Source organism: Rhodococcus sp. B50 (genome assembly GCF_013602415.1).
GTDB lineage: Bacteria > Actinomycetota > Actinomycetes > Mycobacteriales > Mycobacteriaceae > Rhodococcus.
Genome location: NZ_WPAG02000002.1, coordinates 1,378,969 through 1,405,753, shown reverse-complemented (window position 1 = coordinate 1,405,753; position 26,785 = coordinate 1,378,969). Strand labels below are relative to the sequence as shown.

Here is a 26,785-nt window from a genome sequence, read left to right as displayed (position 1 = left end):
GATGACGAACACCCCCGAGGCGTACGACGCGCTGATGCTGTTGTCGTTCGGCGGACCGGAAGGTCCCGACGACGTGCGGCCCTTTCTCGAGAACGTCACCCGCGGACGAGGTATCCCCCCGGAACGGCTCGACGAGGTCGCACAGCACTATCTGCACTTCGGGGGTGTCTCGCCGATCAACGCCCTGAATCGGGCGATCATCGACGCCGTCCGTGCCGAGTTCGATGCGCACGGCATCGACCTGCCGATCTACTTCGGCAACCGCAACTGGCATCCGATGGTCGAGGACACCGTCGCGCAGATGCGCGACGACGGGATCCGCAACGCCCTGGTGTTCGCGACGTCCGCGTGGGGCGGTTACTCGGGATGCCGGCAGTACCACGAGGACATCGCCCGGGCGCGGGACGCCGTCGAGAACGCTCCGCAGCTGACGAAGCTGCGGCACTTCTACGATCACCCGTTGTTCGTCGACGTCGTCACCGACGCGGTGCGCGCAGCGCGCGTCGAACTCGCAGACGAGGTGCGCGACTCCGCGCGCCTGGTCTTCACGGCCCACTCCGTCCCGACCTCCTTCGACGCGACGGGCGGTCCGCCGGAGGAAGGCGGACATCTCTACAGTCGTCAGGTCGCCGAGGCTGCGCGGCTGGTGACCGAGGCGCTCGGCGAGGACGACTACGACCTGGTGTGGCAGTCGCGGTCGGGTCCGCCGCAGGTGCCGTGGCTCGAACCCGACATCGTCGACCACATCGACGCCCTGCACGAACGCCGCGTCGATGCGATCGTGGTCGTACCGGTCGGATTCGTCTCCGACCACCTCGAGGTCGTGTGGGATCTCGACACCGAAGCCCGCGATCGCGCAGTCGAGCTGGGCATGGGCTTCTCGCGCGCGGCGACGGCCGGAACCGACCCGCGCTTCGCGCAACTCGTCCGCGAACTCGTCGAGGAACAACGCGACGGGCTCACCGCCCGCCGCTGCGGCACCGAACCGCTGCTCGGAGCCGGGTGCAACGGGAGCCTGTGCGCCGTCGGGTGTTGCGAGCCGCCGAAACGCCCGTCCCGGCCCGCCGCCGACTGATCGGTCTCAGCCGCCTCATCCGGCGGGGTGTCCGGCCGGCGCGGCGAGGGGAGAGTCGAACCAGCGCGGCAGAGAGCGGCGCAGGACGCTCGGCCCGTCGACGACCACGGCGCCCGAACGCAGGGCGTCCGACCAGGTGGCGTCGCCGCGCCAGATCTCGGTCAGCTCCCGCAGCCCGGCCGTCACCCGAACCGAGACCTCGAATCCCGGGTCCTCGTCGCACACGTCGACGTCGTAGGGACCGATGACGAGCCACCACCGGCGCGGCGCGTGGGTGACCGCTGGGAAGACGAACTCGACGACCGTCCGAGACCCCGGGACAGCGGCACGGTCGACATGCCGGTGCATGTCCCACATCAGCAATTTCGGGTCGAGATCGGCGTCGCCGAGCTCGCCGGTCCAGCGCGTCCCCCAGGCGCCGAGCGCGTCGACGACGGTCTCGAGGTCGCGTCCCGCCGGCGTGAGCACGTACCGGACGTCGGTTCCGTCCTCGAGGCGCTGCACGATGCCCGCCGCCGCGAGCTGGTGCAACCGCTTCGACAACAGCGTCGGCGACATGCGGGGCAGGCCCCGTCGGAGGTCGTTGAACCGTTCGCTGCCGAGTACGAGCTCACGCACCACGAGCAGCGTCCACCTCTCGTCGAACAGTTCCATCGCCTTGGCGACGGGACAGAACTGCTGGTAGGGCGGGCCCATGATCGGATGGTAGGCCGGTCGGACCCCCACGACCAGCACGAACGGACTGCAGTGCGGTACAGATTGTGTACTGGAGGACACCGCCCCGGCCTTCCTACAGTCGATCTGTGACCCGGGCCCGCCGCCCGACGGTGCCGAAGCCGGGTCCCTCGACAGGAGGAATCCTCTGATGACCGATATCTCCACGACACACGACGCCGATCGCGCCCTCAAGGCCAAGCACCGGGCGATGTGGGCACTCGGCAACTATCCGGCGGTGGCGACACAGGTCATCGCCGAACTCGGACCCGCACTCGTGTCCGCAACCGGAATCGGTCCGGACGACCGCGTCCTGGACATCGCCGCGGGGTCCGGCAACGCCTCGATTCCGGCTGCGCTCACCGGAGCGACCGTCGTCGCCACCGACCTGACACCGGAATTGTTCGAGGTCGGTCGCCGTGACGCCGAGGCGGCCGGCGCGAATCTCGACTGGCAGGAGGCGGACGCCGAAGCGCTTCCGTTCGACGATGCGAGCTTCGACGCCGTGATCTCCTGCGTCGGAGTGATGTTCGCGCCCTACCACCGGGTCGCCGCCGACGAGCTGCTCCGGGTCACGCGGCCGGGCGGCCGAATCGGCCTGCTGAGCTGGACACCCGGCGGTTTCATCGGGCAGATGTTCGCGACCATGAAACCCTATGCGCCGCCGCCTCCTCCGGGCGCGCAGCCGCCACCGCTGTGGGGCGACGAGGTGCACGTACGAGAGCTGATCGGCGATCGCGTCACCGACCTGCAGGCACGCACCGAGAATCTCCGTGTCGAGTGCTTCGCGACCGGAGCGGACTTCCGGGACTTCTTCAAGGCCGCATACGGTCCCACGATCGCGGTGTACCGCAACATCGCCGACGATCACGAGCGGGTCGCGTCCCTCGATCGTGAGCTCCTCGAACTCGCCCAGCGGCACGATCTCGGTGGCGGAGCGATGAACTGGGAATACCTGCTGGTCACCGCTCGGCGGAGCTGACCCGCACTGCCCGGGTGTTCGGGTCCGGTGCCACCGTGCGGTTGACCGATCGCACCACCCACCGGTCCGACCACTCGAGCTCACTTACGGCGCCGTTGACGATGCGCGGCGCGGGCTCTGGTGACAGCTGGTCCAGTACGGCGCGGATCAGTGCGCCGTGCGAGACCACCACGATCCGGCAGCCGGGGTGCATCGCGGCAGTGACGTCGAGTGCCCGCACGCCTCTTGCGGCAACTTCCTCGAGGGGTTCGAGCCCGGGGAAATCCCCTCCGGGCCAGCGCAGCTCGGCGTCCTCCCGGGTCGAGCCCTCGGCGTCGCCGTAGGTACGTTCGGCCAGGTCCTGAATCGTTCCGGACATCCCGATGCACAGATGAGCGGCCACGATACGGCCGGTGGTGTACGCGCGTGACAGCGGCGAGGACACCACGGTGTCCCAGCCGATGGGGTCGAGGAGATCGAGTAGGCGCGCGGCGCCCCGTGCCTGTTCCCGGCCGACCTCGTCGAGTGGGACGTCGGTGCTGCCCTGCAGCAGACCGCGCCGATTCCAGTCGGTGCGCCCGTGCCGTACGAGAGCCAGTCGGGTGGTGCTCATCGACCCACCCCGGACAACACGTTCGCGTCCTCGTCGGTCGTCACCCCGTCGACCGACGGGTAGAACAGCGCGCGGTGTACGGACACTCCCACGCGATCGCCGACCGTCGGGCGTAACCCGGTGACGGCACAACGGAATTCGATTCCGCGGCACGAGACGACGACGTCGCTGGCGTCGCGTCCGAACAGCGACGTCATCACGATGCCCTGCCTCGGTGCGTCCTGTGGTGCCGTCAGCGTGATGTCGCCGGGAAGAACTGCGAGGGTGCCCGGCCCGGAGGCATCGTCCGAAATCACATCCGGTCGCAGCCGGACGGCACCGTCGTCGCTGACGAAGCCGTCTGTCGACACATCTCCGGTCAGCAGATTCGCATCCGACAAGAACGAGGCGACGAAGGCGGACCGCGGGCGGAGCACGAGATCCTCGGGCGTGCCGATCTGCCGGATCCGGCCGTGGTCGAGCACCACGACGCGGTCGGCGAGCGCCAGCGCCTCGGCACGATCGTGTGTCACGTGAACGACCGTGAGTTGCTGAGCGCGGGTGAGGGTGCGCAATTCGAGACGCAATCGGTCGCGGAGCGGCTCGTCGAGGGCGGACAATGCCTCGTCGAGCAACAGAGCACGGGGCCGGCCGGCGAGTGCGCGCGCGAGCGCCACCCGTTGTCGCTGCCCGCCGGACAGGGTCGCAGGATCCCGCTTCTCCAGGCCCGGAAGCCCCACCAGCTCGAGCACCTCCGCGACCCGCGACGCGCGGTGGGCACGCGGGATCTTCGCGATCTCCAGCGGGTACGCGACATTGCGGCCCACATTCCGGTGCGGCCAGATGGCGTGGTTCTGGAACACCATGCCCAGACGACGCTTCTCCGGGGGGACACTCCGAGTGCCGTCGGCAACGACGTCTTCACCGAGTCGGACCGTGCCGTCGGTGGGGTCGAGAAAGCCGGCCACAGTGCGTAGCAGAGTCGTCTTCCCCGATCCGGACGGACCGACTAGGGCTACGAATTCGCCGTCCCGAACATCGAGGTCGATTCCGGTCAGTCCTGCGGTGCCGTCGGGGAAGCGCAGGTCGACACCGGTCAGGGTGATCGCGGACATGAAAGTTATCCGATCTGTGAGTAGTTCAGCGACCCGCACGGGAAGCCGTGACCGCACCGAGGCCGGCGATTCCCACGAGCGCGACGAGCAGGGACAGCGCCGACGCGGCGTTGTAGTCGCCGGCCTGCTGCAGATTGAAGATCGACACACCCAGCGTCTGGGTGCCCGGCGCGACGAGCAGCACCGACATCGTCAGTTCGCGTACCGCGGTCACGGCGACCAGCACGCCTCCGGTCACGGCGGCCGGTACGGTCATCGCCCACGGCACGTCCCGCAGTGCTCGAAGACGCGACGCGCCGGATGTGCGGGCCACCTCTTCCAGCGACCCGGACGTGGTCGACAGCGGGGCGCGTACGGCCTGGACGACGATTGCGAGGAAGGCCGTCACATAGGCACAGAGGATCACCCATCGCGTGTCGAACAGTCCGGTGTACCGGCCCAGAATGAGCCATCCGACCGCGATGACGAGACCGGGCACCGCCTGCGGGAGCATCACCGTCAGGTCGAGCCCCGCGTTATCGCGGGATCGGGTGCGCGTGGTGAGCACGCCGATCGCCAGGCCGGCCACCGCGCACACGACGCCTGCACCGACGGCCAGAATCAGTGAATTCTTCACTCCGACCATGGTTCCCGGCGCGGTCACGGCCGCAACCATGCTGTCCAGGGTCAGGTTGTCCCAGGTCAGCGGAACGCCCGGCGCGGGTAGCAGCGCCTGTGTCGCGAGAGCCAGGATCGGCAGGACGGTCAGGCCGAGACCGGCGACCCACGCGGCGACACCGGCCGGGACGCGGGCACGCCCGAGGCGGATCTGTTGGGGTGCGGTGACGGCTCCGTCGAGTTGCCGGTGCCTGCGGGACAATCCGCGGTCCGTCACGACCGCGAGCACTGCGAGCACCAGCAGGGCGACGCCGATGGTGGACACCACTTCGAGGGGACGGTCGACCGTCCCCGACTGGATGTATCGGTAAACCATCGTCGACAGGGTCGTGTATCGCTCGGGCAGCCCGATGAGGGCCGGAATGCCGAAGTCGGCGAGATTGCCCACCGCAGTGAGGGTGAACGCGGCGAGAAGTGCCGGTCGCAGCAAGGGGATCGTCACGGTTCGCATCGTCTGCCACGGCGAGGCCCCGCCGATGCGCGCCACCTGCTCGAGGTCCCCGGGGATCCTGCGCAGCGCGGTCGAGACGATGAGATATGCCATCGGATAGGAATGCACCGTCAGGAGAAACACCACCCCATCGCCCCCGTAGATGTTCCAGAGCGGGCCTCCGAAGTGGTCGGTCCAGAAGCGGTTGACCATTCCGCTTGGGCCGAGCAGCCCCGTCCAGGCGATGGCACCGACGAACGGCGGAATCAACAGGGGGGACAGCAGGATCAGGCGGAGGGAGCCTCGGCCGGGGAGATCGGTACGGTCGAGGAGCAACGCCATCGCGGTGGCCAGGACGACGGCGAACAACGCCGAGCATCCCGCCGAGACGACACTGTTGATCGCGGCCCCGGCGATATCGTCGTCGAGGAGTTGCCCGATGTGCCGCCCGTTCGCGCCGAGCGAGACCACGGTCGCGAGTGGGGCGATGATCGCGGCGGCGACGAACACCCACAAAGCGATTCGTACTCCGAGGACGGGATCGGCCCGCCGCCCGGAGGGCATCCGGGCGGCGGGCCGAGTGCGGAGGTCAGCCGACGAGGTCATCGAACTTCCGGACCGCCTCGTCCTGGGTGTCCGTGATCGTCTGCAGGTCCGGTGTCAACAGCGTGAGTTCGGACAGGGCGGGAGCACCGGCAGGTGTGCCCACGTCGTCCCGCACCGGCAGATACTGCTGCGAGACCGCGATTTCCTGCCCCTTCCTGCTCACGAGGAAGTCGACGAACTTCTGCGCGGCTTCGGTCCGGTCGGAGTCGGTGAAGATCCCGGCGGGCTGGGTGATGTACGGGACGCCGTCGGTGGGATAGGACACCGCGATCGGCGATCCCTTCGCGGCGAGTTCGCGGACGAGATAGTCGACGACGATGCCGACCGGTTGTGTCCCGGCCGCGACCGCCTGGCCGACCGGGCCGTTGCTCTCGGCGACGACGGGCTCGTTCGCGGCAAGACCGGCGAGCCACTGCTCGCCGAGCTCGGAGGTGTCGAGCCAGACAGCGGTGTTGAACGCCGCGGCACCCGAGACGTTCGGGTTCGGCAGAGTGATGCGTCCGAGATAGCCCGGATCGGTGAGCTCCTTCCACGAGGTCGGGGGCGTCTCGATGGCTGTCGTGTTGTAGGCGATGACGGTCGGGATGATCCGCGTGCCGACGTAATAGCCCTCCGGGTCGACGACATCGGGATTCAGTGCGTTCGCCTCGGCGGGCGTGTACTGCTGCAGGAGCCCTTCGGATTTGTAGCCTTCGAAGGTCGGCGCATCAGCGGCGAGCAGCACGTCCGCGCCGATCTCACCGGTGGTGCGCTCGGCCTCGATCCGAGCCGTCAGGTCACCGGTGCCGGCCCGGAAGACCTCGACACCGATGCCTGTCTCATCGGTGAATGCTGCGGCGATCTCGTCGATCTTGGCCTGCGGTTCGGAGGTGTAGACCGTGATGGCCTGCGCGTCGCCGGAGGACGAACCGGCCTGCTCCGAATCGGATGCGGCCGGCTCCGAGCAGGCCGCGAGGGTGAATGCGGCGACCGTGCCGAGCGCGGCAACCGACACGAGACGGGGAAGGGATGTCACTTGTGCTCCTGTGATGGGACGACGGGGAGGGAGATGAGGATCAGGAGGCGACGGTGAGCGTAGGGCTCGACCGGAACAGCACCTCGGGGGTGCGCAATGCGACGGGTAGGGCGCGGACGCCGGAACGGGAACACTGCACGAGCGAGTAGGCGGGGTCGTCGAAGGCGACGAGGGAGTCGGCCGGCGTTCCGATGTCCTGCAGGTAGGCCAGAGAGCCGCCGACCCAGACGGGGACCCCCGCGAAGACGCCGGCCATCGGATGGTGGAAATGGCCCGCGAGGATCGCGGTGACATCGGAACCGCGCAGTACCGCGGCGAGTTCGTCGGCACGGGTGAGTTCACGGCCCGTCAACGTGGCGGCAGGCGACGGAACCGGCGGATGGTGCATCACGATCACCGTCCCGTACGGAGCCGGACTCGCGAGTTCGTGCGACAACCGCGCGAGCTCGTCCGATGAGAGCATTCCCGGACTCGTGTCGACACCGAGCACCCGGAAACCTCGAACGTGTTCCTCAGGATTCGTGCCGAACACCGACGCGAAGGCGACCGGATCGTCGTGGTTGCCCGGCACCGTGAGTGCCGGGCACCCCAGATGCGTGCGGATCTCGTCGAAGACCGCAGCGAGTCGCGGGTAGGTGGAGACCGCCCGACGATGTGCGAGATCACCTGTGACGACCACGATGTCCGGCCGTAGACGCGACGTCGAGGCTCCCTCGACCGCCGCGCGGAGGCGTCCCACGCCGTCGACACCGGAGAAGAGGTCCTCGGTACCGAGCCCGGAGTAGGGGTTCTCGGTACCGCGTGCATGGACGTCGCTCAGGTGCAACACCGTCAGTTCCGGTTCGCCGAGCAGAAGTGTCCGCAGAGCCGCGAGATCGTCCGTGGTGAAGCCGTGGGCCTCGAGATATCCCGTCACCGACCCGTGTCGCCGGCGAATGTGGTCCAGCGCCGACTGCAGGGCCGATGCCGGGGAATCCAGGTGCAGTTCCACGGATTCCGCGTACTGTGCCGGGTCGAGCGCCAGATCGGAGAGCAGAACCCGCACCGCATCCTCGCGGTACGGTCGCAGCCGAGGCCCCGAGCGCGAGTAGTCGTCGAGGATTGCCGAGTCGGGTACTCCGACCGCGGCCGCCGCCACTGCGACGACGAGTCCGGTGCGGTCCTTGCCTGCGGTGCAATGCACGAGCGCCGGGGCCGGAGAGTATGCGAGGGCCCGGACGGCGTCGGTGAGAGCAGATCCGCGCTCGTCGAGCAGGGCGCGATAGATCGCGGTGATCTCACCGCTTCGGGGCGGGCCGGTCACCGGGTCGTAGAGCGGATGGTGCAGGACGTTCCACGATGCGGTGGCCGTGTTCCCCGGCCGCTCGCGGTTGTCGCGCAGATCGATGACCGTTCGAATCCCGTTCTGCTCGAGCGTCTTCCGTCCTTCGTCCGTCATGTGGTCGAGTGTGGCGGAACGGAACAGTCGCCCGGGGGTCAGGTACGGCCCCGATACCGAGCGCACATTGAACACACCGTCGACCTCGATGGACTCCACGATTCGCCTCTCTCACCGTTCCACTGGCTCCGGAACACCGTTCCGGCAAGGCATATCGTGGGCGGTCCGATCGAACGTTCGACCCCTTCGTCCGAAACGGTTGCTGTCGAACGGGTTAACAATCGGGGAGTGTGTCGGTCAGCGCTGCCGCCACCACGTCGTGGGCGCCGGTGTGAATCTCCGGATGCTCCGGGTGGGCGAGCACGGCTCGTTGCAGCGCATACAGGATCGTGCTCTGGGACACGCGAGCCGAGAACGAGTCCGCTTCGTTCTCGTGGGCACCTGCACCGGCGATCAGCACGTGATCCGAGATGCGTGTCAGTGGTGTGCTGGGGTAGCTCGTCACCGACACGATCGTCGCACCGCGTTCGTGTGCGGCGGTACACGCCCGGAGGGTGTGTGTATTCGCGCCCGAATAGCTGACCGCGAGACACAGGTCGTCGGCGGTCAGGAGCCGGGCGGAGAACTGCTGACCGAGAATGTCGACCGGAGCCTCGACACTGCGACCGGCCGTGGTGAGGCGCAAGGCCGCGTCCTGGATCGGCGGCGACGAGAAACCATTCCCTACCAACAAGATCCGACGAGCTCTCACGACGAGGTCGACGACCTGTGCGAAACCGGCCTCGTCGACGGTTGCGCGGGTCGCGGTGAGTGCTTCCGTCGCGGCCGAGAACGCCGAATCCAAAGGAGTGACAGGAGGGTGCTCGGGATCCGGTGCGGCCCGCGCCAGTTCGAGACGAAGATGTTGGAAACCGCGGAAACCGAGACTCTGGCAGGCGCGTACGACGGTCGCCGGAGAGGTGCCCGATGCTGCCGCCAGCTCGGCGGTGGACAACTCCACCGCCGCGGCGGGCTCGGTCAACACGGTGCGTACGACGCGCTGTTCGCCGGGTCCGAGTGTCGCGAGTCCGGAGCGCAGACGGGCGAGGGTGGCGCTCGAACGCCAGGATCGGTCGGAAGGATGCGACATGGCGGAAACTGTCCTGTTCGTCCCCACGCCGGCGGACTCCGGCGAGCTCAGGATCGTCAGGTTAGCGACGCTCCGGGCCGATCGGTCGTCGGGTGGTCACCGTTCATCCCCGCGTCACCGACAGGGGAGGGCGCAATTCACCGATCGGTCACCGGGCGGCCCGGGAACGGTCAACGATGATGCTCGGCCCGCAGAGCAGCCGCGACCGCGCCGACACGGGCCTCGCGCACCGCGGCCCACAGCGGCTGCAGCGCGCCTTCGCGACCGGCGGTGCCCGAGACCGAACCGGCGCGCAGGCCCCCACCGCGGCCCGCCACGGTGAGGATCGCCGCCACCTGGTCGGCGGTGTCGAGGATGCGCACGGCACGTGCGGGCAATGACGGGGGATACCGGTGCCGGGCGAGTTCGGCGACCTCCTCGGCGATCTCCGCGCGCGGGTCGGTACGGCGACCGTCGGTGCCGACCGTCGGGATACGGCTCAGCGCGGAGGCGGCATCGCGTACTGCCTCGCGGATCGCGAACTCGGCCGCACCGAGACCTCCGTCGAGAGCGATCTCGGGGACGGCGGGCAGCGTGAAGACATTCCACCGCAGGACGTCCGGGCCCTCGATCACGGGTACCAGACCCAGTCCCGGGGTACCGGGCGCTCCCACGACGACACCTTCACCTGCCGCGAGTGCCGCCGATGCGAACGCGGTACCGGCGGGCAGGGCGTGTACGGCGCCCGGGGCGGGAAGGACGAGGTGCAGTCCCGCGCCGGCAGCGGTGTCGACGCGGCGGATCAGGGTGAGGAGCAGGGCAGCACCGTCGGCGACACCCTGGTCGGGGAGATCGGCCGCGGAGGCCGCCACCGCATCGTGGGCACCCAGAAGATGCATCGGCGCCCACTCGTGCAGCGCGTCGATCACGGCGTCGGGGGAGGTGTGACCGGACAGCCACGACCCCGCCCACACGGTCAGCGTCAGGCTCGGAGAACTCACCCCGAAAGCATACGGCGGTCCGGCACGGTGGTCCGGCGTGGCAGCGCGAGCCATCCCGCGCGATGTCCTAGGGTCGACTGGCGTGAGCCCACGCGACAATTACGGCGGCGACATCTATGCCGGTCACGCCCGCACGAAGAAGAAGGCCGTTCCCGAACTCGCGGCGGAGCGCGGCGTCGTCGTCGAGGACGCCGCATCCGGCTGGTGCGGCGCGATCGTGGGCATCGAGAAGACCTACGACGGCGACTTCGTGCGACTCGAGGACGCGCAGCGGCGTACCCGGCTGTTCGCGATGCGGCCCGCGGCGTTCCTCGTCGACGGAGCGCCCGTCACCCTCGTCAAGCCGAAGGCCCGTCCCGCGGCACAGCCGACCCGGTCGGCCTCGGGATCGACCCGCGTCGAAGGTGCGCGGGCGCGAGTGGCGCGGGGCAGCCGGATCTGGGTGGAGGGCGTGCACGACGCCGCCCTCGTCGAACGCGTGTGGGGACACGATCTGCGGGTCGAGGGAGTGGTGGTCGAGCAGCTCGAGGGCCTCGACAATCTCGGTGCCCGCCTCGCCGAGTTCGAGCCCGGGCGGGGCCGGCGTGTCGGTGTCCTCGCCGACCACCTGGTCACCGGGTCCAAGGAGGAACGCCTCACCGCGAACCTCGGCCCGCACGTCATGGTCACCGGCCATCCCTACATCGACGTGTGGCAGGCGGTGAAGCCGAAGGCCGTGGGCATCGACGCCTGGCCCACCATCCCGCGCGGCGAGGACTGGAAGGCCGGGGTGTGCCGAGAACTCGGCTGGGGCACCCCGCAGGACGGGTGGCGACGGGTGTACAACGCCGTGAACTCGTTCCGGGATCTCGAATCGCACCTCATCGGCGCGGTCGAGCGCCTCGTCGACTTCGTCACCGAACCCGACGAGGGCTGATCACCGATCCGTCCCGCAGGGCACCGCGGCGACCCCCGGGCGCCGGGACTCTCAGCGACCCCCGGTGGCCGGGGTGGGTTCCGCGTCTGCGCCGCCGCCCGGCAGGCCGGTGCCCACGCCGCCGACGTCGGTGATGGTCCAGTCGGAGGCGCGGTCCATCGTCACGGTGTAGGTCGCGGTGGCCGCGACCCCGTCGGGCGTCTGCTTGCTCTTCGACACCATGTCGACGAAGACCTGCACGACGAAGGTGTCGCCGTCGTTGCGAGCGACCTCGGCGGCGAGCAGCCGTGCGTCCGCGGTGTACTCCATCTGCGTCAGCCACGGAGCCACGACGTCCACGGCTCCGCCGAGTTTCGGCACGAGCTGTTCGCTGACACCGTCGGTGAGTGCTGCCCGCCAGGCGTCGAGATCACGGAAGTCGACCTCGGAGACGCTCAGCGCGTAGTCGGAGGCGACGGCCTCGGCCTCGGCCTCGGTGTCGAGCCGGCTCTGCAGGGCCTGCAGTCGGTCGGACGAGTCGTCGGTCGCCCACAGAACCCCGAAGGTCACCGCGGCGACGACGGCGAGCACGGTGACGAGCGCGAGGGTGCGGACCGACGACCACCACGGGCCGCGGCTTCCGGTATCCGCCGTCGTCGGCGCGGACATAGCCGGATCCTGTTCGGTGACATCGGTGTTCGACATCGGGCCGGTGTTCGACATGACGCTGTCTTCCTTCTTCATCGGGGCACGCTCACGGTGAACCGGACGCTGTCGCCCGGCATGGTCGCGATGGCCTGTTCGAGCAGGGTACCGAGATCCATCCGACCCACCACGGAACCGGTGGCCTGGGTGACGGGTCGCAGCGCGACACCGATCGCGCCGAGTTCGGGTGCGAACTTCCTGAGGAAATCTGCGAGTTCGATCTCCTGCTGACGCCACGAGCCGAGGATCTCCTCGCCCTTGAGCACCGAAGAGCCCTCGAACAGGTACTCGTACGAGATACCGAGGGTCTCACCGAACTGGTCCAGCATAGGAGGCGCGGCGATCATCGCGGGCCGCACCCACTCCACATCGCCCATCATCCACATCAGATCGCTCAGTACGGTTTCCAGCGACCCCTCGTGCCGGGTGAGGGTGGCCAGGAGGAGTTCGGCGCCGCGACCCGCCGCCGGCATCGTCTCCTCCAGTCCCGCCACCGATTCGGTGAACGTGGCGACGAGTTCGTTCAGCGACTCGGCGTCGGTCTGTTCGAGCAGTTCCGAGGTGGTCGCGAGGAGATCGGGCACCGAGGTGGGAAGTTCGACGACCTCCGTCAGATGGGCGCCGTCCTCGAGATAGGGACCCTGTGTCGAGGCGGGGAGGAACGAGAACACCGGCTCGCCCAGCGACGACAGGTTCTCGACGCGCATCGTGCTGTCCACGGGGATGCGGTGTTCGGCCTCGTAGGTGATGTTCATACGGACGAACCCGTCGAGGTTCTCCATGCCGTCGACGCGCCCGATGTCCACCCCGCGGTAGACCACGCTCGATCCGGTGCGCAGTCCCGCCGCGTCGCGCATGTCCACCACCGCGTGCGCGCGGCGTTGCGTCGGGTCGATCTGCAGCACGCCGACCACGAGATACCAGGTGCCCAGGATCATCACGAGGGCCAGAGCGAGGGCGGACATCCAGGCGGGAATCCGGGTCACGGCAGAGCTCCGATCATGCGCAGGAGAACCAGTCCGTCGGCCGCCGGGTTCCCCTCGTTGCCGGCGATGGTCACCTCACGGATGTCGATGCCGGGTTCGAGCAGGAAAGGGACCAGCTTCTCGTCGACGAGCTCGACGAGTTCGGCCGCGTTGCCGCGCAACTCGGTGGCGCTCGGCGAAGGTTCGCGCAGCAGCGGTGTGAGGAGTTCGAGGTTGTCGTTGATGTGCGGGAGGCGGGGAATCAGCCACTCGAGTCCCGTGACCATGGTGTTCACATCGATGACGATGTTGAGCACGGCCTCCATGAAGTAGGGCACCCGGTCGAGACGTCGGCGCGCGGTATCGGAGAACAGGAACCCGACGTCGTCCCGGGCGGCGTCGAGACGCTGGGACAGGTCCTCCGTCGCGACGACGATGCGATCGATCTGATCGATGTTCGCGGCGGCCTCGCTCAGGTCGGTGGAGATGACCGCCGACAGTTCGCGGGTCTCCTCCGAGTCCTCGGGTAGGACCTCGTTCACGCGCGCGAGCGAATCCTGCAGCCGGGTCAGGCTTCCGCCGTTGACGAACATCGCGATCCGCTCGAGCATGTCCTCGATCTGCGGGCCCGGATCGGTGTCCTGCAGCCCGATGGTGTCGCCGTCCTGCAACGGTGCGCCGTTGCCGTCCTTCGGCGGCAACAGGGCGATGTAGATGTCGCCGAGCACGGTGTTCTGTCGCAGTTCGGCGTGGGTGCCCTCCGGCACGACGACCGATTCGCGCACGTCGATCCGGGCGACGGCGCTGTGTGCTTCGAGATCGATCGCTCGCAGGGTGCCGACCGAGATGCCCTCGCTGCGGACATCGGCACCTGCCGGCAGGCTCAGCAGCGATTCGAACTCGAGGTTCAGCCGGTAGGTCGGTCCTCGCACTCCGGACCCGGGCAGCGCATGGTCACTGGGGTCGAAACTGCATCCGCACAACACCACCAGAGCGGCGAGCACCACGCCGACGAGTCGGCGCGAGCGGGGGAACGAACGGGTCACGGCGTTGCTCCGATCGTCGACAGGACCAGCTGCGGCAGCGGCACGGAGACCGAACGGGAGGACACCACGGTGCAGCTGTCCGGTGCGATCTGCTCGAGCGCTGTGCAGGTCAGTGCGGCGTCGGGGGTCGGCACCTCGGCGCGGGCCGGGTCGAGTTCGACGGCGACAGACCCGGGATGGGTCTGCACCATCGTCTCGAGCATCGTGATCGTGCCGGGGATGGTCGCGAGCAACTCGCTCGAGCTCTCCGCCTGGGTGCGCAGCATCGTCAGCGTGGGCAACGTGGAGTTCAGGGCGTTCATCAGGTAGGGGAAGTGCTCGTTGAACAACCGGTCGAGCGGACCGACTGCCAGCGACAACTTCTCGACGAGGATCTTCGCCACGACGAGCATTTGTTCGATGCCCGCCAGACCCGGAGCGAACGTCTGGATGGTGGACTTGACGTTTTCCCAATCGCCGGTGAGCAGGGTCGTCATCTCGGCCGAGTTGTCGAGGATCTGCCCCAGCTGGTCCATGAAGTTGTCGGGCGACGACAGCAGGTCCGCCAGGTCGCGCAGTTCTCGGTTCAGCGTCGGTCCCAGGTCCTCGAATTCGCGTCCGGCGTCCTTCAAGGCCGTTTCGAGCGGTGCCCTTCCGTCCGGTCCACGCTCGGTCATCTGCCGTACGAGTTCGGAGAACGATCCGAGTGCGTCCGACACGCTGACCGGGGTACGGGTGCGCGCCGTGTCGATGCACGTCTCCGACGCCAAGAGCGGTCCGGGTCGGGGATCGGCGTCGACGAGTTCGACGCGGCGATCGGTGAGGATCGACGCATTGGTGATCACCGCACCGGTTTCGGCGGGCAGGTCGCGGTCGCCGACTGTCATGTCGACGCGCACGCGCGCCCCGTCGGGTTCGACCCGGTCCACGGTCCCGACCGAGATCCCTCGGATGGTGACCGGCGAGCCGGGGTACAGCCCGTAGGAGTCCTCGAAGTACGCGCAGATCGAAGCGTCGTCGCGGGTGGTCGCGGCGAAGGCGGTCGCGCCGGCCACGGCCAGCGCCACGACCGTCACCGCGGGAACGAGTCGTCGTGAAGTCGTCGTCAGTGTTCGCACGTCAGCACCGTGTTCCCGGCATCGGGAGACAGACGTCGGGTCGCTGGACCGTCAGTCCGCTCTGGTCGACAAGGGCCTGGCCTTCGGGACCGGCGACGGACGCGAGTCCCGTGAGGGTGGCACGGATGGAGTTCGTCATCTCCTCGACGGACGCCGACAGTTCCGCACTGCTGTCGGCGGCCTCCACGAGGTGCGGGATGATCGGTTCGACCTTCTCCTGGTACGGGCCGCTGAGGAAATCGAACAGCAGACCGGCGAGGCCGGAGAGCCCGTCGGCGAAGACTTTCACGTCCTGATGGGCCTCGACGATCTTCGGTCCGAGGATCGCGTAACCCCGGATGATCTCGAGCGCGAGTTCCTTGTTGTCGTTCGCCGTGCGGAGGTACTCGTTGGACAGTTCGAGCAGACTCTCGATCTGGTCCTTCTGATTCGCGATGACGTCCATGACCGCTTCGAGATCGGTGACCGTGATGCGCACCGCATCCGGGGATTCGCCGAGCAGCGCGGCGGTCTTGTCCAGGGCCGTGCGCAGAGCCTCGGTGTCGAGTTCCTCCACCACCGCGGTGGCCTCCTCGAACATGTCGTTCACCAGGAACGGCAGGGCCGCGCGATTCGCCGGGATCGGGTCGGTGAGCGGTTGCCGGCCGGCCGGGTGCACCGCGAGATACAGGCCCCCGATGGGCGTGAGCATCCGCACCGATACCGAGGTCTGATCGCCGACGAAATGTTCGGAGTCGACGGTGAACTCGACGTCGACGTGATCGTCGTCCAGGTTCAGCCCGGTGACCGAACCGACCGGGACACCCGCGATGCGTACGTCGTCGCCGGCGGCGAGTCCCGCGGATTCCGGCAACTCCAGGCGGTAGGTCGTCGAACCGACGGGTCGCAGATAGAGCGCGAACACGACGCCCGCGACGAGCACGAGGACGAGCAGACCCGACAGCGCCCACCACATCTGGGTGCGGGAATCGGCGTCCTCGGAGCCGAAGTCGAGTCGTCCGAACAGGCGGGTGCGCATCAGGCACCTCCGTTGCAGATGGTCAGCGGACGTCCCTGGAGCAGCACGTCGGCCTCGATCGGCAACTGCACCGCGCCGTTGCTGCACTGCCGGGACTCGTCCACGCGCGGCACGAGGGAATTGACTCCCTCGAAGATCCCCGGGAGCACCGACAGGGTGTCGATGGCCGTCTCCGGGTCCGGGATCACCTCGTCCACACGGACGATGAAGTCGTCGTTGCGTTCGAGAAAGCCGTCGTGCTCGGCGGGGGCACCGAGACCGAGCCGGGAGAGCAGGTTCACGGTGCGGTCGACCTCCGCCATCTCGGTCGCGCCGAGCTTGGTGAGCGACAGGAACTCGGTCATACGTGTCACCAAGGGGGTGAAGATCGAATGGAAGACCTCGAGGATGTTCTCGAGGTTCTGGGAGCGTCCTTCGAGTTGCTCGTTGAGAGCGCTGAAGTTGTCGAGGAGGGTGCTCATCAATGCGCTGCGATCCTCGGCGTAGCTCGCGAGCTCGGCGATGTCGCGCATGACGGGAGTCGGGCTGGACTCGCTGCCCTCGATCAACGCGGCCACATTCGTGGCGAGACGGTTGTATACGGCCGGATCGGCTTCGCGGAGAAGCGGTTTGAGTCCGTTGAAGACCGTGGTGATGTCGAACGAGTCGACGGTGTTCACGACGAGACCGGACGGGTCGATCTCCTGGCCGCCCTCCTCGCCGCGGTCGAGTTCGAGATAGCGCTGACCCGTGAGATTCTGGAACTTGACGAGCAGTCGATCCGACTCGCGCAGCCGGTACTCGTCGAGCACCGTGAAATCGACGAGCGCGCGGTTACCGTCGGACACCGAGATGTCGGTGACCTTGCCGATCTGCACACCGCGCAGGCGCACGTCGGCGTTCTCCTTGAGACCGAAGACGTCACCGAACTCGGCCTTGTACGCGACGGTCGATCCGCCGACGGGTCGTTCGATCGCCTGGACGATCAGCACGATGATCAGGGCGACGACGGTCGCGAGCAGCGCCAGCCGGACGGCTGCCTGGCGTGGAGTTCTCATCGGGTACGCCCGGTGGTCTCGAGCGGGACCCGGAAGGCCGGGAAGGTGTCCACCAGTACGTCGACCCCCAGCACCACCCGGTCGCCCTGGTGCTGCAGGGCGCCGTCGGCGCCCTCGATCAACCTGTCGACCTGGTCGGGCGTGACCGTGGTCAGGCTCTGGTTCATCGGGATCAGGATGTCGAGCAGCATGTCCACGGCATCCGAGGTCGGGCCGAGCGCGCCGACGATCTCACCGGACAGCGCGAGGACGAGATGCGAGACCTCGGTGATCGTCTCGCTCGCCTGCCTGGTGCGGAAGTCGTCCTCGAGTTCCTCGACGGACGCGATCGCCGACAGAGTGTTCAAGGCCGACGGAGTGAACGCCGCGATGCCTTCGGAGACGTCCGCAAACTTGGGCAGCAGCTCGCTGAGCGGCTCGTTCTGGGTGCGGGCGATGTTGCGCATGACGAGCAGTGACGAGGCGAGCAGGGGCGCCATCTGTCGAGTGAGCTCGGCGGCGCTGTCGATCGAGTCCGACAGTTGCGGGGTCACCACGTCGAGCAGGAGTCGGCCGGAATCACGCAGCACCGTGGTCACGGTGAAATCGCCGACATCGCCGAGCGTGAGGGTACTGCCCGGTTCGATGGGCTGCCCGCCCGGCATCGGGATCAGTTCCAGTGCGGTGGAACCGAAGATGTTCGACGAGACGAAGCGGGTGTGTATCGCCGTCGACAACTCGTCGAGGTGGTTCTCGTCGACGCTGAGCGTGACGATCTGTTGCTGCGGACCCTGCGGTTCGACCTCGACCACCGATCCGATCGACATGCCCCGTAGGCGCACCGACGTGTCGGTGGAGACTCCGTCGCCGAGATTCGATGCGGTGACGGCGAACTGCACTTCGCCGGAACGGTCCGGTTGCGATGCCCACCACGCGGCGGTGACGACGAGTGCGGCGGCGACGACGACCGCGAGCCCGCGGATGCGTAGTCCGCGACGACTCGGCCCGAAGCCCGAATACTGTGCTGTGCTCATGTGTTCCTCACCCCGAGAAGCTGATCGTCGCGTCGAGGCCCCACATGACGAGCGTGAGCACCATGTCGGTGGTCACGATCAGCACGAGGCTCGCCCGGATGGCCCGTCCCGAGGCGATCCCGACTCCCTCGGGCCCACCGCTCGCGTGATAACCCTGGTAGGCGTGCACGAGCGTCACGACCAGGACGAACACCACGACTTTGATCAGCGAATAGACCAGGTCGATCGGCTCGGTGAACATGTGGAAGTAGTGGTCGTAGGCGCCCGAACCCTGGCCCTGCACCACGGTGACCGTCGCGCCGGTGGCAGCGAATCCGAGCGCGAGGGCTATCAGGTAGGAGGGGACGACGGCGCCGACCGCCGCGATGAGACGGGTGGACACGACGTACGGAATCGAGTCGATGGCCTGCGCCTCGAGTGCATCGATCTCCTCCGAGATCCGCATGGCGCCGACCTCGGCGGTGATGCGGCAGCCGGCCTGCGCGGCGAACCCGATCGCCGCGATCAGCGGAGCAAGCTCGCGCGGATTCGCCAGGGCCGACATGGCCCCGGTCAGCGGTCCCATCCCGAGCATGTCCAGGGCCGAGAATCCGACGAGGCCGACCATCGCCCCGGCGACGATGCCGAGGATGGCCAGCACCGGGGCGACGCCACCGCCGACGATGACCGCGCGGCCGTTGCCCCACGTCAGGTCGGTGAAGATGGCGACGGTCTGTCGCCGGTTGCGGCGCAGGGCATGTCCGATGCCGCGGAAGGAGACGACGACGAAGTGCAGATAGAGCCCGAGGGATTCGAGGGGGTTCCATGCCCGGCTCGCGTGGCGGGTCCACCGCAGACCACGGGGGCGATAGGGGGAGGGCGTTGCAACGGATCCGTTGCGCGCGGTGCTCATCAGAGGAACCTCATGGGGACGAACATCAGGACGACCTGGGTGATGAAGAGGTTGACGACCATGCAGGCGATGATGCTGAGCACCACGGCCGCATTGACGCTGTCGGCCACGCCCTTCGGGCCACCCTTGGCTTCGAGGCCGCGCTGGCTGGAGATGATCGCCACCACGTAACCGAAGACCGCCGCCTTGAACAGGCACACGATCAGGTCGGTGGTGGAGGCGAAGCTGCCGAACGACAACCAGTACGAGCCGGGGGCGACCCCCTGGCCGAGCGAGGCCACCGCGAAGCTGGCGAGGATGCTCATCAGGATGATCAGCACCGACAGCATGGGCGCGACGACGACCATCGCCAGGATGCGGGGGGAGACCAGTCTGCGCTGTGGGTCGATGCCCAGGGTGCGTAACGCGTCGATCTCCTCCCGGATGGTGCGCGAGGCGAGGTCGGCGGAGATCGCCGATCCGCCGGCTCCACCGATGAGCAGGGCCGCGGCCAGGGGCGCGATCTGCTGCATGACCCCCATGCCGCCGACCGCGCCGGCCATGGAGTTGGCACCCACGTTGTCCGTCATGCTGCCGACCTGCACGGCGATGACCACCCCGAGCGGGAGTGCGACCAGGACGGCGGGCACGGCCGAAACGGAGATGAAGAACCATCCCTGAACGATCGCCTCCCGCATCGGGAAACGTCCGCGTGCGATGTCGACGATCAGATATGCGGTGGAGCGGAAGGCCAATCGGAGCGTACGTCCGAATGTGCGTGTGGAGTCGGCGGTGCGTGTGACGACGGCACCCCCGAACGGCCGCTCGCCCCGGACATCTGCGTCCGCGGGTCGCGAGGTCTTCATCGAGCCCCCTGATGAACTGACACTGAAATGATCGGTACTGAACGAATCCCGCCGGAGGCAACCGGATACCGGGATCCGGGTCCTGCAGGACGGCGGCTGCGGCGCCGGCTCGCGTCCGCGCGAGTGGACGCGGGTACGGGCGTGACGGCCGGTGGGTCAGACCCCCAGCGCCGCGCGGGCTTCCGGGATCATGCGCATACGCTCGGGAACCAGTCGCGTGCCGACGCGCATGAATGCGGGGATCGCTCGGAACTCACGTTCGCGTGCCGCGCTCCACGGCACTCCCCAGATCCGCCGGACGGACTCGGGAAATGCCCCGAACATCAGCGTCTTCACCGGCCGGCCCGTCAACTTCTCCAGCACGACGGGAAGTGGCCGGGGGAGTGCGGCGAGTCTCGGCTCGAGGGTCGCGATGACGTCCTGCTCGTCGACGAGTTGCTGCATCCGCCGGGTTCCGGGCGACATCGCGAGCGTGTCTGCGACACCCCGGTCGACGTAGCTGCGAAGACCCGCCACGTCGTCGGGCATGTCGTGTTCCCGGACACCGAACAACCTGCCGAGCCGGCAACTCTCCTGGTAGAAGGCCTCCACTTCCGGTGCGGGTTGCGGACCGAAGCAGACCTCGATCGCGTAGATGAGCGATTCGATGGTGGTGAGGTGGACCCACGTCCACACGTCGCGGTTCCACGCGTGGTATCTGCGGCCCTCGTAGTCGAGTCCGGTGATGGGGCGGTGCATCTCCCGCAGTTCCCGGGCAGAGTCGGCGACGTTCTCGCCGAAGTAGATGCGGTAGGTGTACGCGAGGGTGTTCTCCGCGCGTACCGACGGCTCGGTGAACGACTTCGAATGCTGTTCGAGCGCAACCATGACGGTGGGGTGGGTGCCCTGGAGCGACAGTGCCCGGAACAGGAACATGGGCCAGATGCGGCGGTCTGCCAGCAGCCGGACGAAGGTACGGTCGGCGACGGGTACGTCGTCCTCGATGTCTGTGCGAACGCGCTGTGCGGGAGTGACTTCCATTGCCGGACTCCTCGGGTTCGATGGCTGGGAACGGATGCGGAGATCAGCTGTCGGTGGAGGGTGTCGAGGGCACGACGAGGAAGGACAGCATGGTCCGGGCCACCCGTCGTACCCCGTCGTCGGTCGCGGTGGCGCTGCCCAGATCGGGTGCGAGCCAAACACTCGCGAAGAATCGCGAGACGATCTCCGCGGCGGTGGCCGTATCGAACGTGATCCCCGCCCGTTGTGCGGTGAGGTCGAGTTCGTGGCGGACCGACGTGAGCAGCGCGGCGGTGATCTGCGGATCGTGCAGGAGCGGGAGAGCGGCTCCGTCGTCGACGAATCGTCGTGCGACCGGGTGGTTGCGAACGGTACGGACCGCTTCGACGATCCATTCGACTGCGCGCTCGTACGGGTCCTCGATGTCGTCGATGGCCGCGTGGAACCGCGTGACGAGCTGATCGAGCTCCCACGCGAACGCGCGACCGAGCAGTTCTTCCTTGGTGTCGAACCGCCGGAAGACCGTGGCACGACCGACGCCGGCCTCCGCCGCGACGTCGGCCACCGTCGTCCGCTCGAGTCCGTGATGGCTCAGGCAGCGGATGGTGGCCGCAAGGATTGCGGTGTCGGTCGGATCGGCGTCGGCGCTCTGGCCGATCAACGCTCCCACGAGGAGCGAACGCACGGGGGTGATACCCATAGTTCGGGGACGGTATCACCGATCTCACATCGGCAAAAGGATGTGTTTCGGCTAACTTCACTTATGAAGGATGGCTGGGAGTCCGGTCGGGACGGAATAAATGGAAATACAGAAGTTCGAACCTTCGGATCTGCCCTCCGGAGCAAGCCTCAAGGCCGACGAATCGAGATCGCTTCCTCCACCAGGGCATCTGCCAGGATGTCCGATTTGTGGTTCGATGGTGACCGTGGCCGCATTGATTTGGTTGATCGCCGGAGTGGCGTTGGCGGCCGGCGAAGCGCTCACGGGCGATTTCGCGCTGCTGATGCTCGGCGGCGCAGCGCTCGTCACCGGTGGTGTCTCCGCGGCGACCGATTTTCCGGTCTGGATCGACGCGGTGATCTTCGCCGTGACCTCGCTGGTCCTGCTGCTCGGTGTCCGGCCGATGCTGAGGCGGAGGTACTCCCTGCCGCCTGCTCTGCCGACCGGTATCGACGCTCTCCCCGGAAAGCACGCCCTCGTCCTGGAGCAGGTGGGGGAGCATTCCGGGCGCGTGAAGATCGACGGTGACGTGTGGACCGCCAGACCGCTGGATGCCACCGAGGTGTACGAGCCGGGCACGACAGTGACAGTGATGCAGATAGACGGCGCTACAGCCGTCGTGTGGAGGGGTGTCTGAGGATGGAAGCATTGATCGTGCTCGCCGTGGTGGTGGCACTGGTCGTCGTAGTCGTGGCGAAATCGGTATCGCTGGTACCGCAAGCGGAGGCCGCGGTCATCGAACGTCTCGGCCGGTACTACCGGACCGCGTCGGGGCAGCTCACCTTCCTGGTGCCGTTCGTCGATCGCATCCGGGCGAAGGTCGATCTGCGCGAACGTGTCGTCTCGTTCCCGCCGCAGCCGGTCATCACCCAGGACAACCTCACGCTGAGCATCGATACAGTCGTGTACTTCCAGGTCACGAACCCGCAGGCCGCCGTCTACGAGATCAGCAACTACATCGCCGCCGTCGAGCAGCTCACCGTCACCACCCTGCGCAACGTCGTGGGAGGAATGACCCTCGAAGAGACCCTCACCTCCCGCGATTCGATCAACGGTCAGCTCCGGGGTGTGCTCGACGAGGCCACCGGGCGGTGGGGACTGCGCGTGGCCCGAGTCGAACTCAAGAGCATCGATCCGCCGCCGTCGATCCAGGAATCGATGGAGAAGCAGATGAAGGCCGATCGTGAGAAGCGCGCCATGATCCTCACGGCCGAGGGCAACCGCGAATCGGCGATCAAGACCGCCGAGGGCGACAAGCAGTCGCGCATCCTCTCCGCCGAAGGCGCCAAGCAGGCCGCGATCCTCGAAGCCGAGGCCGACCGGCAGTCGCGGATCCTGCGCGCCCAGGGTGATCGCGCGGCGCGGTACCTCGAGGCCCAGGGCGAGGCGAAGTCCATCGAGAAGGTGTTCGCAGCGATCAAGGCCGGCAAGCCCACTCCGGAACTGCTCGCCTACCAGTACCTGCAGACGCTGCCGCAGATGGCGCAGGGCGACGCCAACAAGATGTGGGTGGTGCCCAGCGACTTCGGTAAGGCGCTCGAAGGTTTCGCGCGAACCCTCGGCGCACCCGGTGAGGACGGCGTCTTCCGGTTCGAGCCGAGTCCCGTCGAAGAGGCGTTGCAGCGACCCGAGGACGACAGTGCCGAGGTCGAGGACTGGTTCGCGACCAAGCGCGACCCCGAGGTGGCCCAGGCCGTCGCCGAAGCCGAGGCGGTCGCGCGCAAGCCGGTCGATCCCGCGGTCCGGACGGGTCTCGCAACAGAGGATGCGCAGGGCGCCGGCGGCGGCCGGTCGGCTTTGCCCACCCCGCCACCGGCACAACGTTGGATTGCGGACGATGCGGCCGAAGAGACGGCCGAACCGCCGCGACAACAGCAGTAGCGCAACGGATCCGAGTGGGAGGGCGCGCCGAGTGGCGCACCCTCCCAACTCGTCATCGGCGTCCGAGCATCGGTAGCGCCATGGCCATCATGATCAGCCCGGCGCCTGCCGCGGCGAGCACCGTCACGGACTCTCCGAACACCGCCATGCCGATCATCAGTGCGACCACGACTTCGAGGTAGGACAGTCCGGACAGCTCCGCGGCGCGAAGATGCTTCCCCGCGACCACGAGCAGACCGAGGGCGAACAGACCGCAGACGACGAAGAACCCGCCGGCCCACAACCAATGCGTCACGGTCATCCCCGACATGTCGGGTCGGGTCACCACGACCATCGCACCCGTCGCGACGGCACCGAAGACGAAGTTCCACAGGCACCGGACGTCGGACGGCATGTCGGTGCGATATCGGTAGCACAGCAGAGCCGCACCGTAGAAGAGACCCGAGGCGACGCCCAGTACCGTGCCCAGCGTCTCGTGCTCACCCCCGGAACGATCACTGCCCACCAGACCCGCAGCAAGGAGCATCCCGGCGAACGCGGTCCCGATCGACAACGCGTCGAGGCGACCGATCCGCTCCTTCAGGAACACCCGCGCGAGGATCGTCGCGACCACGGGACCGAGATAGTGGAGGGCCACGGCCCGGGACAGGTCGGTCAGCACCGTGGCGGACAGATAGGTCGCGAGGGACAGTCCGAGAAAGACACCTCCACCGACGACCGACCAGGACAGGCGGGTCCGGCGCAACTGCCCGAGGCGGCGGGACAGCGCGATCAGGACGAGCATGCCGATCGCGCCGACCGCCATCCGTCCGAGGGTGAGCGCCTCACCGAGAACTGCGCCGTCGGGTGTGGCCTTCCGGCCGAACAGTCCTGCGGCGCCCATCGCGGTCGCGGACAGCACGATCGCGGCGATCCCAAGTCGCCGGTTCGCACGCGGCGGCGACTTCGGGGCGGGGGAGGGAGGGAGAACAAGGCCACGCGACTCGGTCGGCGCGACATCGGCGCGCTGATCGGACAGCGCATCATCGGCGCGCGAAGGCGCGCCCAGGGAAACGGTCACACGTCTACCTCGGGTCCAGGGTGCACGAAACGAGCACCAGCGGGTGTTGTCGTTCCCCGCTCTGTCATCGGACCTGAGAGCTTTCGCGGACGGAGCCGCTTACACCTTCGGTGAACCCGGAAGAGTTGCTTTCCAGAGGAGCCTCGCCGTGGCGGTCTGGGGTGCCTGAGAGATTCCCGGGGAGGTTGCTCCTTCGGCGCCCGCACATGCGGGACTCTCCCGCCGCGGTTCGGTGGCTGTTCAGTTGTCCGTCGAGTATCTCATGGATCGGCAACGGCCGAGCCTTAGGGGCATTCCACGTGAGTACGTGCAGTACCGGTACCCGATGGCTAGCTTGGTCGCCATGAGCGCTCTGCCGAGATCATGGATGCAACTACGGATCGCGGCGGGCGTATACCGGTTTCGGGAGAGCCTGTTCGCCCTGCCCGCCCTGATCGTCGTCGCGGGAGCTGTGCTCGCGGAGGTGAGCGGCTACATCGATCGGAGCGTCGGTCCCTTCTCGTGGGGCATGAAGATGAACAGCAACGCGGCGATCTGGCTGCTGAGCACCGTGGCGGGTGCCACCATCACCACCGCCGGTGTCGTCTTCTCGTTGACCGTCGTGAGCCTGCAGTTGGCCAGCAGTCAATTCTCACCGCGGGTGATGCGGTCCTTCATTCGGGACCGGGGGAGCCAGACGGTCATCGGGATGCTGGTGGCGACCTTCGTCTATTGCGTACTGACGCTACGTCATATCGGCGCGGACGAGGCTGCCCCTGCCCCCACATTGTCGACCACCCTCGCGGTGATCCTCGCGGTGTCCACCGTGGTGCTCATCATCGCCTATCTGAACCGGCTGGCCCACGGTCTTCAGGTCGGCGAGGTCGTGCGCAGCATCGCGTCGGAGGCCGAGAACGTCATCTCGAGCACGAGTCGGACTGCGCACGGCGAGATCCACGCCGACCGGGTGCCGGAGCCGGATTTCGCCGAGGGGACGACGGTGTACGCTCCACGCGACGGTTGGGTGACCCAGGCGCCGGCCGAACTCGTCCTCGCCGTGGCGCCGCCGGGGGCCGTGGTGCGGATGGAGACGCGTCCCGGCGCGTACATCCACCGGGGGGAACCCCTTCTGCGGATCCATCCGAAACCGGAGCGGGCTGCGATCCTACGGCGGCTCGAAGCGGCCGTGGAGATCTCGAATATGCGCACCATGCAGCAGGACGTGGATTTCGCGCTGCGGCAACTCGTCGACATCGCGCTGCGCGCGTTGAGTCAGGCGATCAACGATCCGACGACTGCGACCGAAGTGGTGCTGCGGCTCGGAAGTCTCCTGCGCACATTGCTGGTCACCGACAGTCCGGCACCGGCGATCACGGGTGCGGAGGGCCGGATCCTGTTGCGTCCGTGGGTCCTGTCTCCGGAGGAGTACATCGAGCATGCCTTCGAACAGATCCGACAGGCAGGTTCGGCGCAGTTGCATGTGGCCACGGCGATCGCCCGGGTGCTGCGCATGCTCATGGACCACGTCTCGGAACGGGGGCGCACGGAGTACGTGCCGGCGCTGCGACACCAGCTGCGTCTGCTCATCGATGCGGTCGTCGCCCGTCCGGAGTTCCATCCGGACGACCTGGAACGTTTTCGGGCCGTCGCGGAGGGATCGGCGGATCCCGCCGAACATCGACCCGCCTGACCGGCCCACGGTGTAGGACCGGCGGGCGACGGCTATCCGTACGGCACAGGAGCCGGCCGATCGGAAGGACGAAGACATGGCAACCCATTTCTCCGTCGGTGACCACGTCAGATGGAACTCGGAAGCCGGATACGTCGAAGGTGTGATCATCGACAAGCACACAGAGGACGTGGAGTTCAAGGGACGCAGGCGACGTTGCAGCGAGGACGAGCCGCAGTACGAGATCCGGAGCGACAAGACGGATCACGTCGCGATGCACAAGGGGAGTGCGCTGAAGAAGATCTGATGGG

At 67.7% G+C, this 26,785-nt stretch carries 27 protein-coding genes and 1 riboswitch; of the genes, 7 read left to right on the top strand and 20 right to left on the bottom strand.

Annotated elements, in window-relative coordinates; genetic code table 11:
• Position 1 precedes the first annotated feature (1 nt).
• Positions 2-1,075 carry a ferrochelatase gene (locus tag GON09_RS06785; protein ID WP_213931140.1) on the top strand — a complete coding sequence of 358 codons (1,074 nt, stop codon included), beginning with the start codon at positions 2-4 and terminating at the stop codon, positions 1,073-1,075.
• 15 nt (positions 1,076-1,090) lie between these two features.
• Here the strand turns inward: GON09_RS06785 and GON09_RS06780 are convergent, their stop codons facing one another.
• Positions 1,091-1,771: a winged helix-turn-helix transcriptional regulator gene (locus GON09_RS06780; protein WP_213931139.1), complete on the bottom strand. Its 681-nt coding sequence runs from the start codon at positions 1,769-1,771 to the stop codon at positions 1,091-1,093.
• 169 nt (positions 1,772-1,940) lie between these two features.
• Here GON09_RS06780 and GON09_RS06775 point away from each other — a divergent pair, with 169 nt between their 5' ends.
• Positions 1,941-2,771, top strand: coding sequence for a class I SAM-dependent methyltransferase (locus GON09_RS06775; RefSeq protein WP_213931138.1), 831 nt, complete (start codon positions 1,941-1,943; stop codon positions 2,769-2,771).
• Here the strand turns inward: GON09_RS06775 and GON09_RS06770 are convergent.
• The 7 genes from GON09_RS06770 to GON09_RS06740 form a co-directional block, all read right to left on the bottom strand.
• Entirely contained in the window at positions 2,752-3,363 is a 612-nt protein-coding gene (locus GON09_RS06770) for a histidine phosphatase family protein (RefSeq protein WP_213931137.1), read from the bottom strand. The genes GON09_RS06775 and GON09_RS06770 overlap by 20 nt on opposite strands.
• Entirely contained in the window at positions 3,360-4,457 is a 1,098-nt protein-coding gene (locus GON09_RS06765) for an ABC transporter ATP-binding protein (protein WP_213931136.1), read from the bottom strand. The genes GON09_RS06770 and GON09_RS06765 overlap by 4 nt, the downstream gene beginning before the upstream one ends.
• 25 nt (positions 4,458-4,482) lie before the next feature.
• Positions 4,483-6,108 (bottom strand): ABC transporter permease, encoded by a 1,626-nt coding sequence (locus GON09_RS06760; RefSeq protein ID WP_244865927.1) that lies wholly within the window; start codon positions 6,106-6,108, stop codon positions 4,483-4,485.
• A gap of 25 nt (positions 6,109-6,133) precedes the next feature.
• On the bottom strand, positions 6,134-7,165 hold the full coding sequence (locus tag GON09_RS06755; RefSeq protein WP_213931134.1) for an ABC transporter substrate-binding protein: 1,032 nt from the start codon (positions 7,163-7,165) through the stop codon (positions 6,134-6,136).
• Between the two features lie 40 nt (positions 7,166-7,205).
• Entirely contained in the window at positions 7,206-8,702 is a 1,497-nt protein-coding gene (locus GON09_RS28855) for a tyrosine-protein phosphatase (protein ID WP_213931133.1), read from the bottom strand.
• Between the two features lie 115 nt (positions 8,703-8,817).
• Positions 8,818-9,672, bottom strand: coding sequence for a MurR/RpiR family transcriptional regulator (locus GON09_RS06745; protein ID WP_213931132.1), 855 nt, complete (start codon positions 9,670-9,672; stop codon positions 8,818-8,820).
• Between the two features lie 170 nt (positions 9,673-9,842).
• On the bottom strand, positions 9,843-10,652 hold the full coding sequence (locus tag GON09_RS06740) for a hypothetical protein (protein WP_213931131.1): 810 nt from the start codon (positions 10,650-10,652) through the stop codon (positions 9,843-9,845).
• 82 nt (positions 10,653-10,734) lie between these two features.
• Between GON09_RS06740 and GON09_RS06735 the strand changes: the two genes are divergently transcribed.
• Positions 10,735-11,568 (top strand): DUF3097 domain-containing protein, encoded by an 834-nt coding sequence (locus GON09_RS06735; RefSeq protein WP_213931130.1) that lies wholly within the window; start codon positions 10,735-10,737, stop codon positions 11,566-11,568.
• A gap of 51 nt (positions 11,569-11,619) precedes the next feature.
• On the opposite strand, the gene GON09_RS06730 is transcribed toward GON09_RS06735, so the two are convergent.
• The 11 genes from GON09_RS06730 to GON09_RS06680 all read right to left on the bottom strand — a co-directional run bounded on the left by GON09_RS06730 (position 11,620) and on the right by GON09_RS06680 (position 21,864).
• Entirely contained in the window at positions 11,620-12,291 is a 672-nt protein-coding gene (locus GON09_RS06730; protein ID WP_213931129.1) for a hypothetical protein, read from the bottom strand.
• On the bottom strand, positions 12,288-13,238 hold the full coding sequence (locus tag GON09_RS06725) for an MlaD family protein (RefSeq protein ID WP_213931128.1): 951 nt from the start codon (positions 13,236-13,238) through the stop codon (positions 12,288-12,290). Before GON09_RS06725 ends, GON09_RS06730 begins: the two co-directional genes overlap by 4 nt.
• Positions 13,235-14,263, bottom strand: coding sequence for an MlaD family protein (locus GON09_RS06720; protein WP_213931127.1), 1,029 nt, complete (start codon positions 14,261-14,263; stop codon positions 13,235-13,237). Before GON09_RS06720 ends, GON09_RS06725 begins: the two co-directional genes overlap by 4 nt.
• The gene (locus GON09_RS06715) at positions 14,260-15,360 is read right to left on the bottom strand and encodes an MCE family protein (protein ID WP_213931126.1); all 1,101 of its coding nucleotides are present in this window, start codon (positions 15,358-15,360) and stop codon (positions 14,260-14,262) included. Before GON09_RS06715 ends, GON09_RS06720 begins: the two co-directional genes overlap by 4 nt.
• A gap of 1 nt (position 15,361) precedes the next feature.
• A complete protein-coding gene (locus GON09_RS06710) occupies positions 15,362-16,378 on the bottom strand; it encodes an MlaD family protein (protein WP_213931125.1) in 1,017 nt (338 codons plus the stop codon).
• The gene (locus GON09_RS06705) at positions 16,378-17,415 is read right to left on the bottom strand and encodes an MlaD family protein (protein ID WP_213931124.1); all 1,038 of its coding nucleotides are present in this window, start codon (positions 17,413-17,415) and stop codon (positions 16,378-16,380) included. The genes GON09_RS06710 and GON09_RS06705 overlap by 1 nt, the downstream gene beginning before the upstream one ends.
• The gene (locus GON09_RS06700; RefSeq protein ID WP_213931123.1) at positions 17,412-18,428 is read right to left on the bottom strand and encodes an MlaD family protein; all 1,017 of its coding nucleotides are present in this window, start codon (positions 18,426-18,428) and stop codon (positions 17,412-17,414) included. The genes GON09_RS06705 and GON09_RS06700 overlap by 4 nt, the downstream gene beginning before the upstream one ends.
• A 7-nt stretch (positions 18,429-18,435) precedes the next feature.
• Entirely contained in the window at positions 18,436-19,320 is an 885-nt protein-coding gene (locus GON09_RS06695) for an ABC transporter permease (protein WP_213931122.1), read from the bottom strand.
• Positions 19,320-20,165, bottom strand: a complete 846-nt coding sequence (locus tag GON09_RS06690; RefSeq protein WP_202399687.1) for an MlaE family ABC transporter permease — start codon at positions 20,163-20,165, stop codon at positions 19,320-19,322. Before GON09_RS06690 ends, GON09_RS06695 begins: the two co-directional genes overlap by 1 nt.
• Before the next feature lie 156 nt (positions 20,166-20,321).
• Positions 20,322-21,185, bottom strand: a complete 864-nt coding sequence (locus GON09_RS06685; protein ID WP_213931121.1) for an oxygenase MpaB family protein — start codon at positions 21,183-21,185, stop codon at positions 20,322-20,324.
• Positions 21,186-21,228: 43 nt separating this feature from the next.
• Complete coding sequence (locus tag GON09_RS06680; RefSeq protein ID WP_213931120.1) at positions 21,229-21,864, bottom strand: TetR/AcrR family transcriptional regulator; 636 nt, start codon at positions 21,862-21,864, stop codon at positions 21,229-21,231.
• 217 nt (positions 21,865-22,081) lie between these two features.
• Between GON09_RS06680 and GON09_RS06675 the strand changes: the two genes are divergently transcribed.
• Positions 22,082-22,522 carry an NfeD family protein gene (locus tag GON09_RS06675; RefSeq protein WP_213931119.1) on the top strand — a complete coding sequence of 147 codons (441 nt, stop codon included), beginning with the start codon at positions 22,082-22,084 and terminating at the stop codon, positions 22,520-22,522.
• A 2-nt stretch (positions 22,523-22,524) separates the two neighbouring features.
• Positions 22,525-23,766, top strand: coding sequence for an SPFH domain-containing protein (locus GON09_RS06670; protein ID WP_213931118.1), 1,242 nt, complete (start codon positions 22,525-22,527; stop codon positions 23,764-23,766).
• Positions 23,767-23,818: 52 nt separating this feature from the next.
• On the opposite strand, the gene GON09_RS06665 is transcribed toward GON09_RS06670, so the two are convergent.
• Complete coding sequence (locus tag GON09_RS06665) at positions 23,819-24,826, bottom strand: DMT family transporter (RefSeq protein WP_213931117.1); 1,008 nt, start codon at positions 24,824-24,826, stop codon at positions 23,819-23,821.
• Between the two features lie 142 nt (positions 24,827-24,968).
• Positions 24,969-25,058: riboswitch (glycine riboswitch) on the bottom strand.
• Positions 25,059-25,169: 111 nt separating this feature from the next.
• Between GON09_RS06665 and GON09_RS06660 the strand changes: the two genes are divergently transcribed.
• Positions 25,170-26,495, top strand: coding sequence for a DUF2254 domain-containing protein (locus GON09_RS06660; RefSeq protein WP_244865416.1), 1,326 nt, complete (start codon positions 25,170-25,172; stop codon positions 26,493-26,495).
• Positions 26,496-26,571: 76 nt separating this feature from the next.
• Complete coding sequence (locus GON09_RS06655; protein WP_213931116.1) at positions 26,572-26,781, top strand: DUF2945 domain-containing protein; 210 nt, start codon at positions 26,572-26,574, stop codon at positions 26,779-26,781.
• Positions 26,782-26,785: the final 4 nt, after the last annotated feature.

Excerpts from the sequence above, each read along its gene's own strand:
- GON09_RS06785 (WP_213931140.1), top strand. The coding sequence starts at position 2 with ATGACGAACACCCCCGAGGCGTACGACGCGCTGATGCTGTTGTCGTTC.
- GON09_RS06780 (WP_213931139.1), bottom strand. The coding sequence starts at position 1,771 with ATGGGCCCGCCCTACCAGCAGTTCTGTCCCGTCGCCAAGGCGATGGAA.
- GON09_RS06775 (WP_213931138.1), top strand. The coding sequence starts at position 1,941 with ATGACCGATATCTCCACGACACACGACGCCGATCGCGCCCTCAAGGCC.
- GON09_RS06770 (WP_213931137.1), bottom strand. The coding sequence starts at position 3,363 with ATGAGCACCACCCGACTGGCTCTCGTACGGCACGGGCGCACCGACTGG.
- GON09_RS06765 (WP_213931136.1), bottom strand. The coding sequence starts at position 4,457 with ATGTCCGCGATCACCCTGACCGGTGTCGACCTGCGCTTCCCCGACGGC.
- GON09_RS06760 (WP_244865927.1), bottom strand. The coding sequence starts at position 6,108 with ATGCCCTCCGGGCGGCGGGCCGATCCCGTCCTCGGAGTACGAATCGCT.
- GON09_RS06745 (WP_213931132.1), bottom strand. The coding sequence starts at position 9,672 with ATGTCGCATCCTTCCGACCGATCCTGGCGTTCGAGCGCCACCCTCGCC.
- GON09_RS06730 (WP_213931129.1), bottom strand. The coding sequence starts at position 12,291 with ATGAAGAAGGAAGACAGCGTCATGTCGAACACCGGCCCGATGTCGAAC.
- GON09_RS06710 (WP_213931125.1), bottom strand. The coding sequence starts at position 16,378 with ATGCGCACCCGCCTGTTCGGACGACTCGACTTCGGCTCCGAGGACGCC.
- GON09_RS06705 (WP_213931124.1), bottom strand. The coding sequence starts at position 17,415 with ATGAGAACTCCACGCCAGGCAGCCGTCCGGCTGGCGCTGCTCGCGACC.
- GON09_RS06700 (WP_213931123.1), bottom strand. The coding sequence starts at position 18,428 with ATGAGCACAGCACAGTATTCGGGCTTCGGGCCGAGTCGTCGCGGACTA.
- GON09_RS06695 (WP_213931122.1), bottom strand. The coding sequence starts at position 19,320 with ATGAGCACCGCGCGCAACGGATCCGTTGCAACGCCCTCCCCCTATCGC.
- GON09_RS06690 (WP_202399687.1), bottom strand. The coding sequence starts at position 20,165 with ATGAAGACCTCGCGACCCGCGGACGCAGATGTCCGGGGCGAGCGGCCG.
- GON09_RS06685 (WP_213931121.1), bottom strand. The coding sequence starts at position 21,185 with ATGGAAGTCACTCCCGCACAGCGCGTTCGCACAGACATCGAGGACGAC.
- GON09_RS06680 (WP_213931120.1), bottom strand. The coding sequence starts at position 21,864 with ATGGGTATCACCCCCGTGCGTTCGCTCCTCGTGGGAGCGTTGATCGGC.
- GON09_RS06675 (WP_213931119.1), top strand. The coding sequence starts at position 22,082 with ATGGTGACCGTGGCCGCATTGATTTGGTTGATCGCCGGAGTGGCGTTG.
- GON09_RS06670 (WP_213931118.1), top strand. The coding sequence starts at position 22,525 with ATGGAAGCATTGATCGTGCTCGCCGTGGTGGTGGCACTGGTCGTCGTA.
- GON09_RS06660 (WP_244865416.1), top strand. The coding sequence starts at position 25,170 with ATGAGCGCTCTGCCGAGATCATGGATGCAACTACGGATCGCGGCGGGC.
- GON09_RS06655 (WP_213931116.1), top strand. The coding sequence starts at position 26,572 with ATGGCAACCCATTTCTCCGTCGGTGACCACGTCAGATGGAACTCGGAA.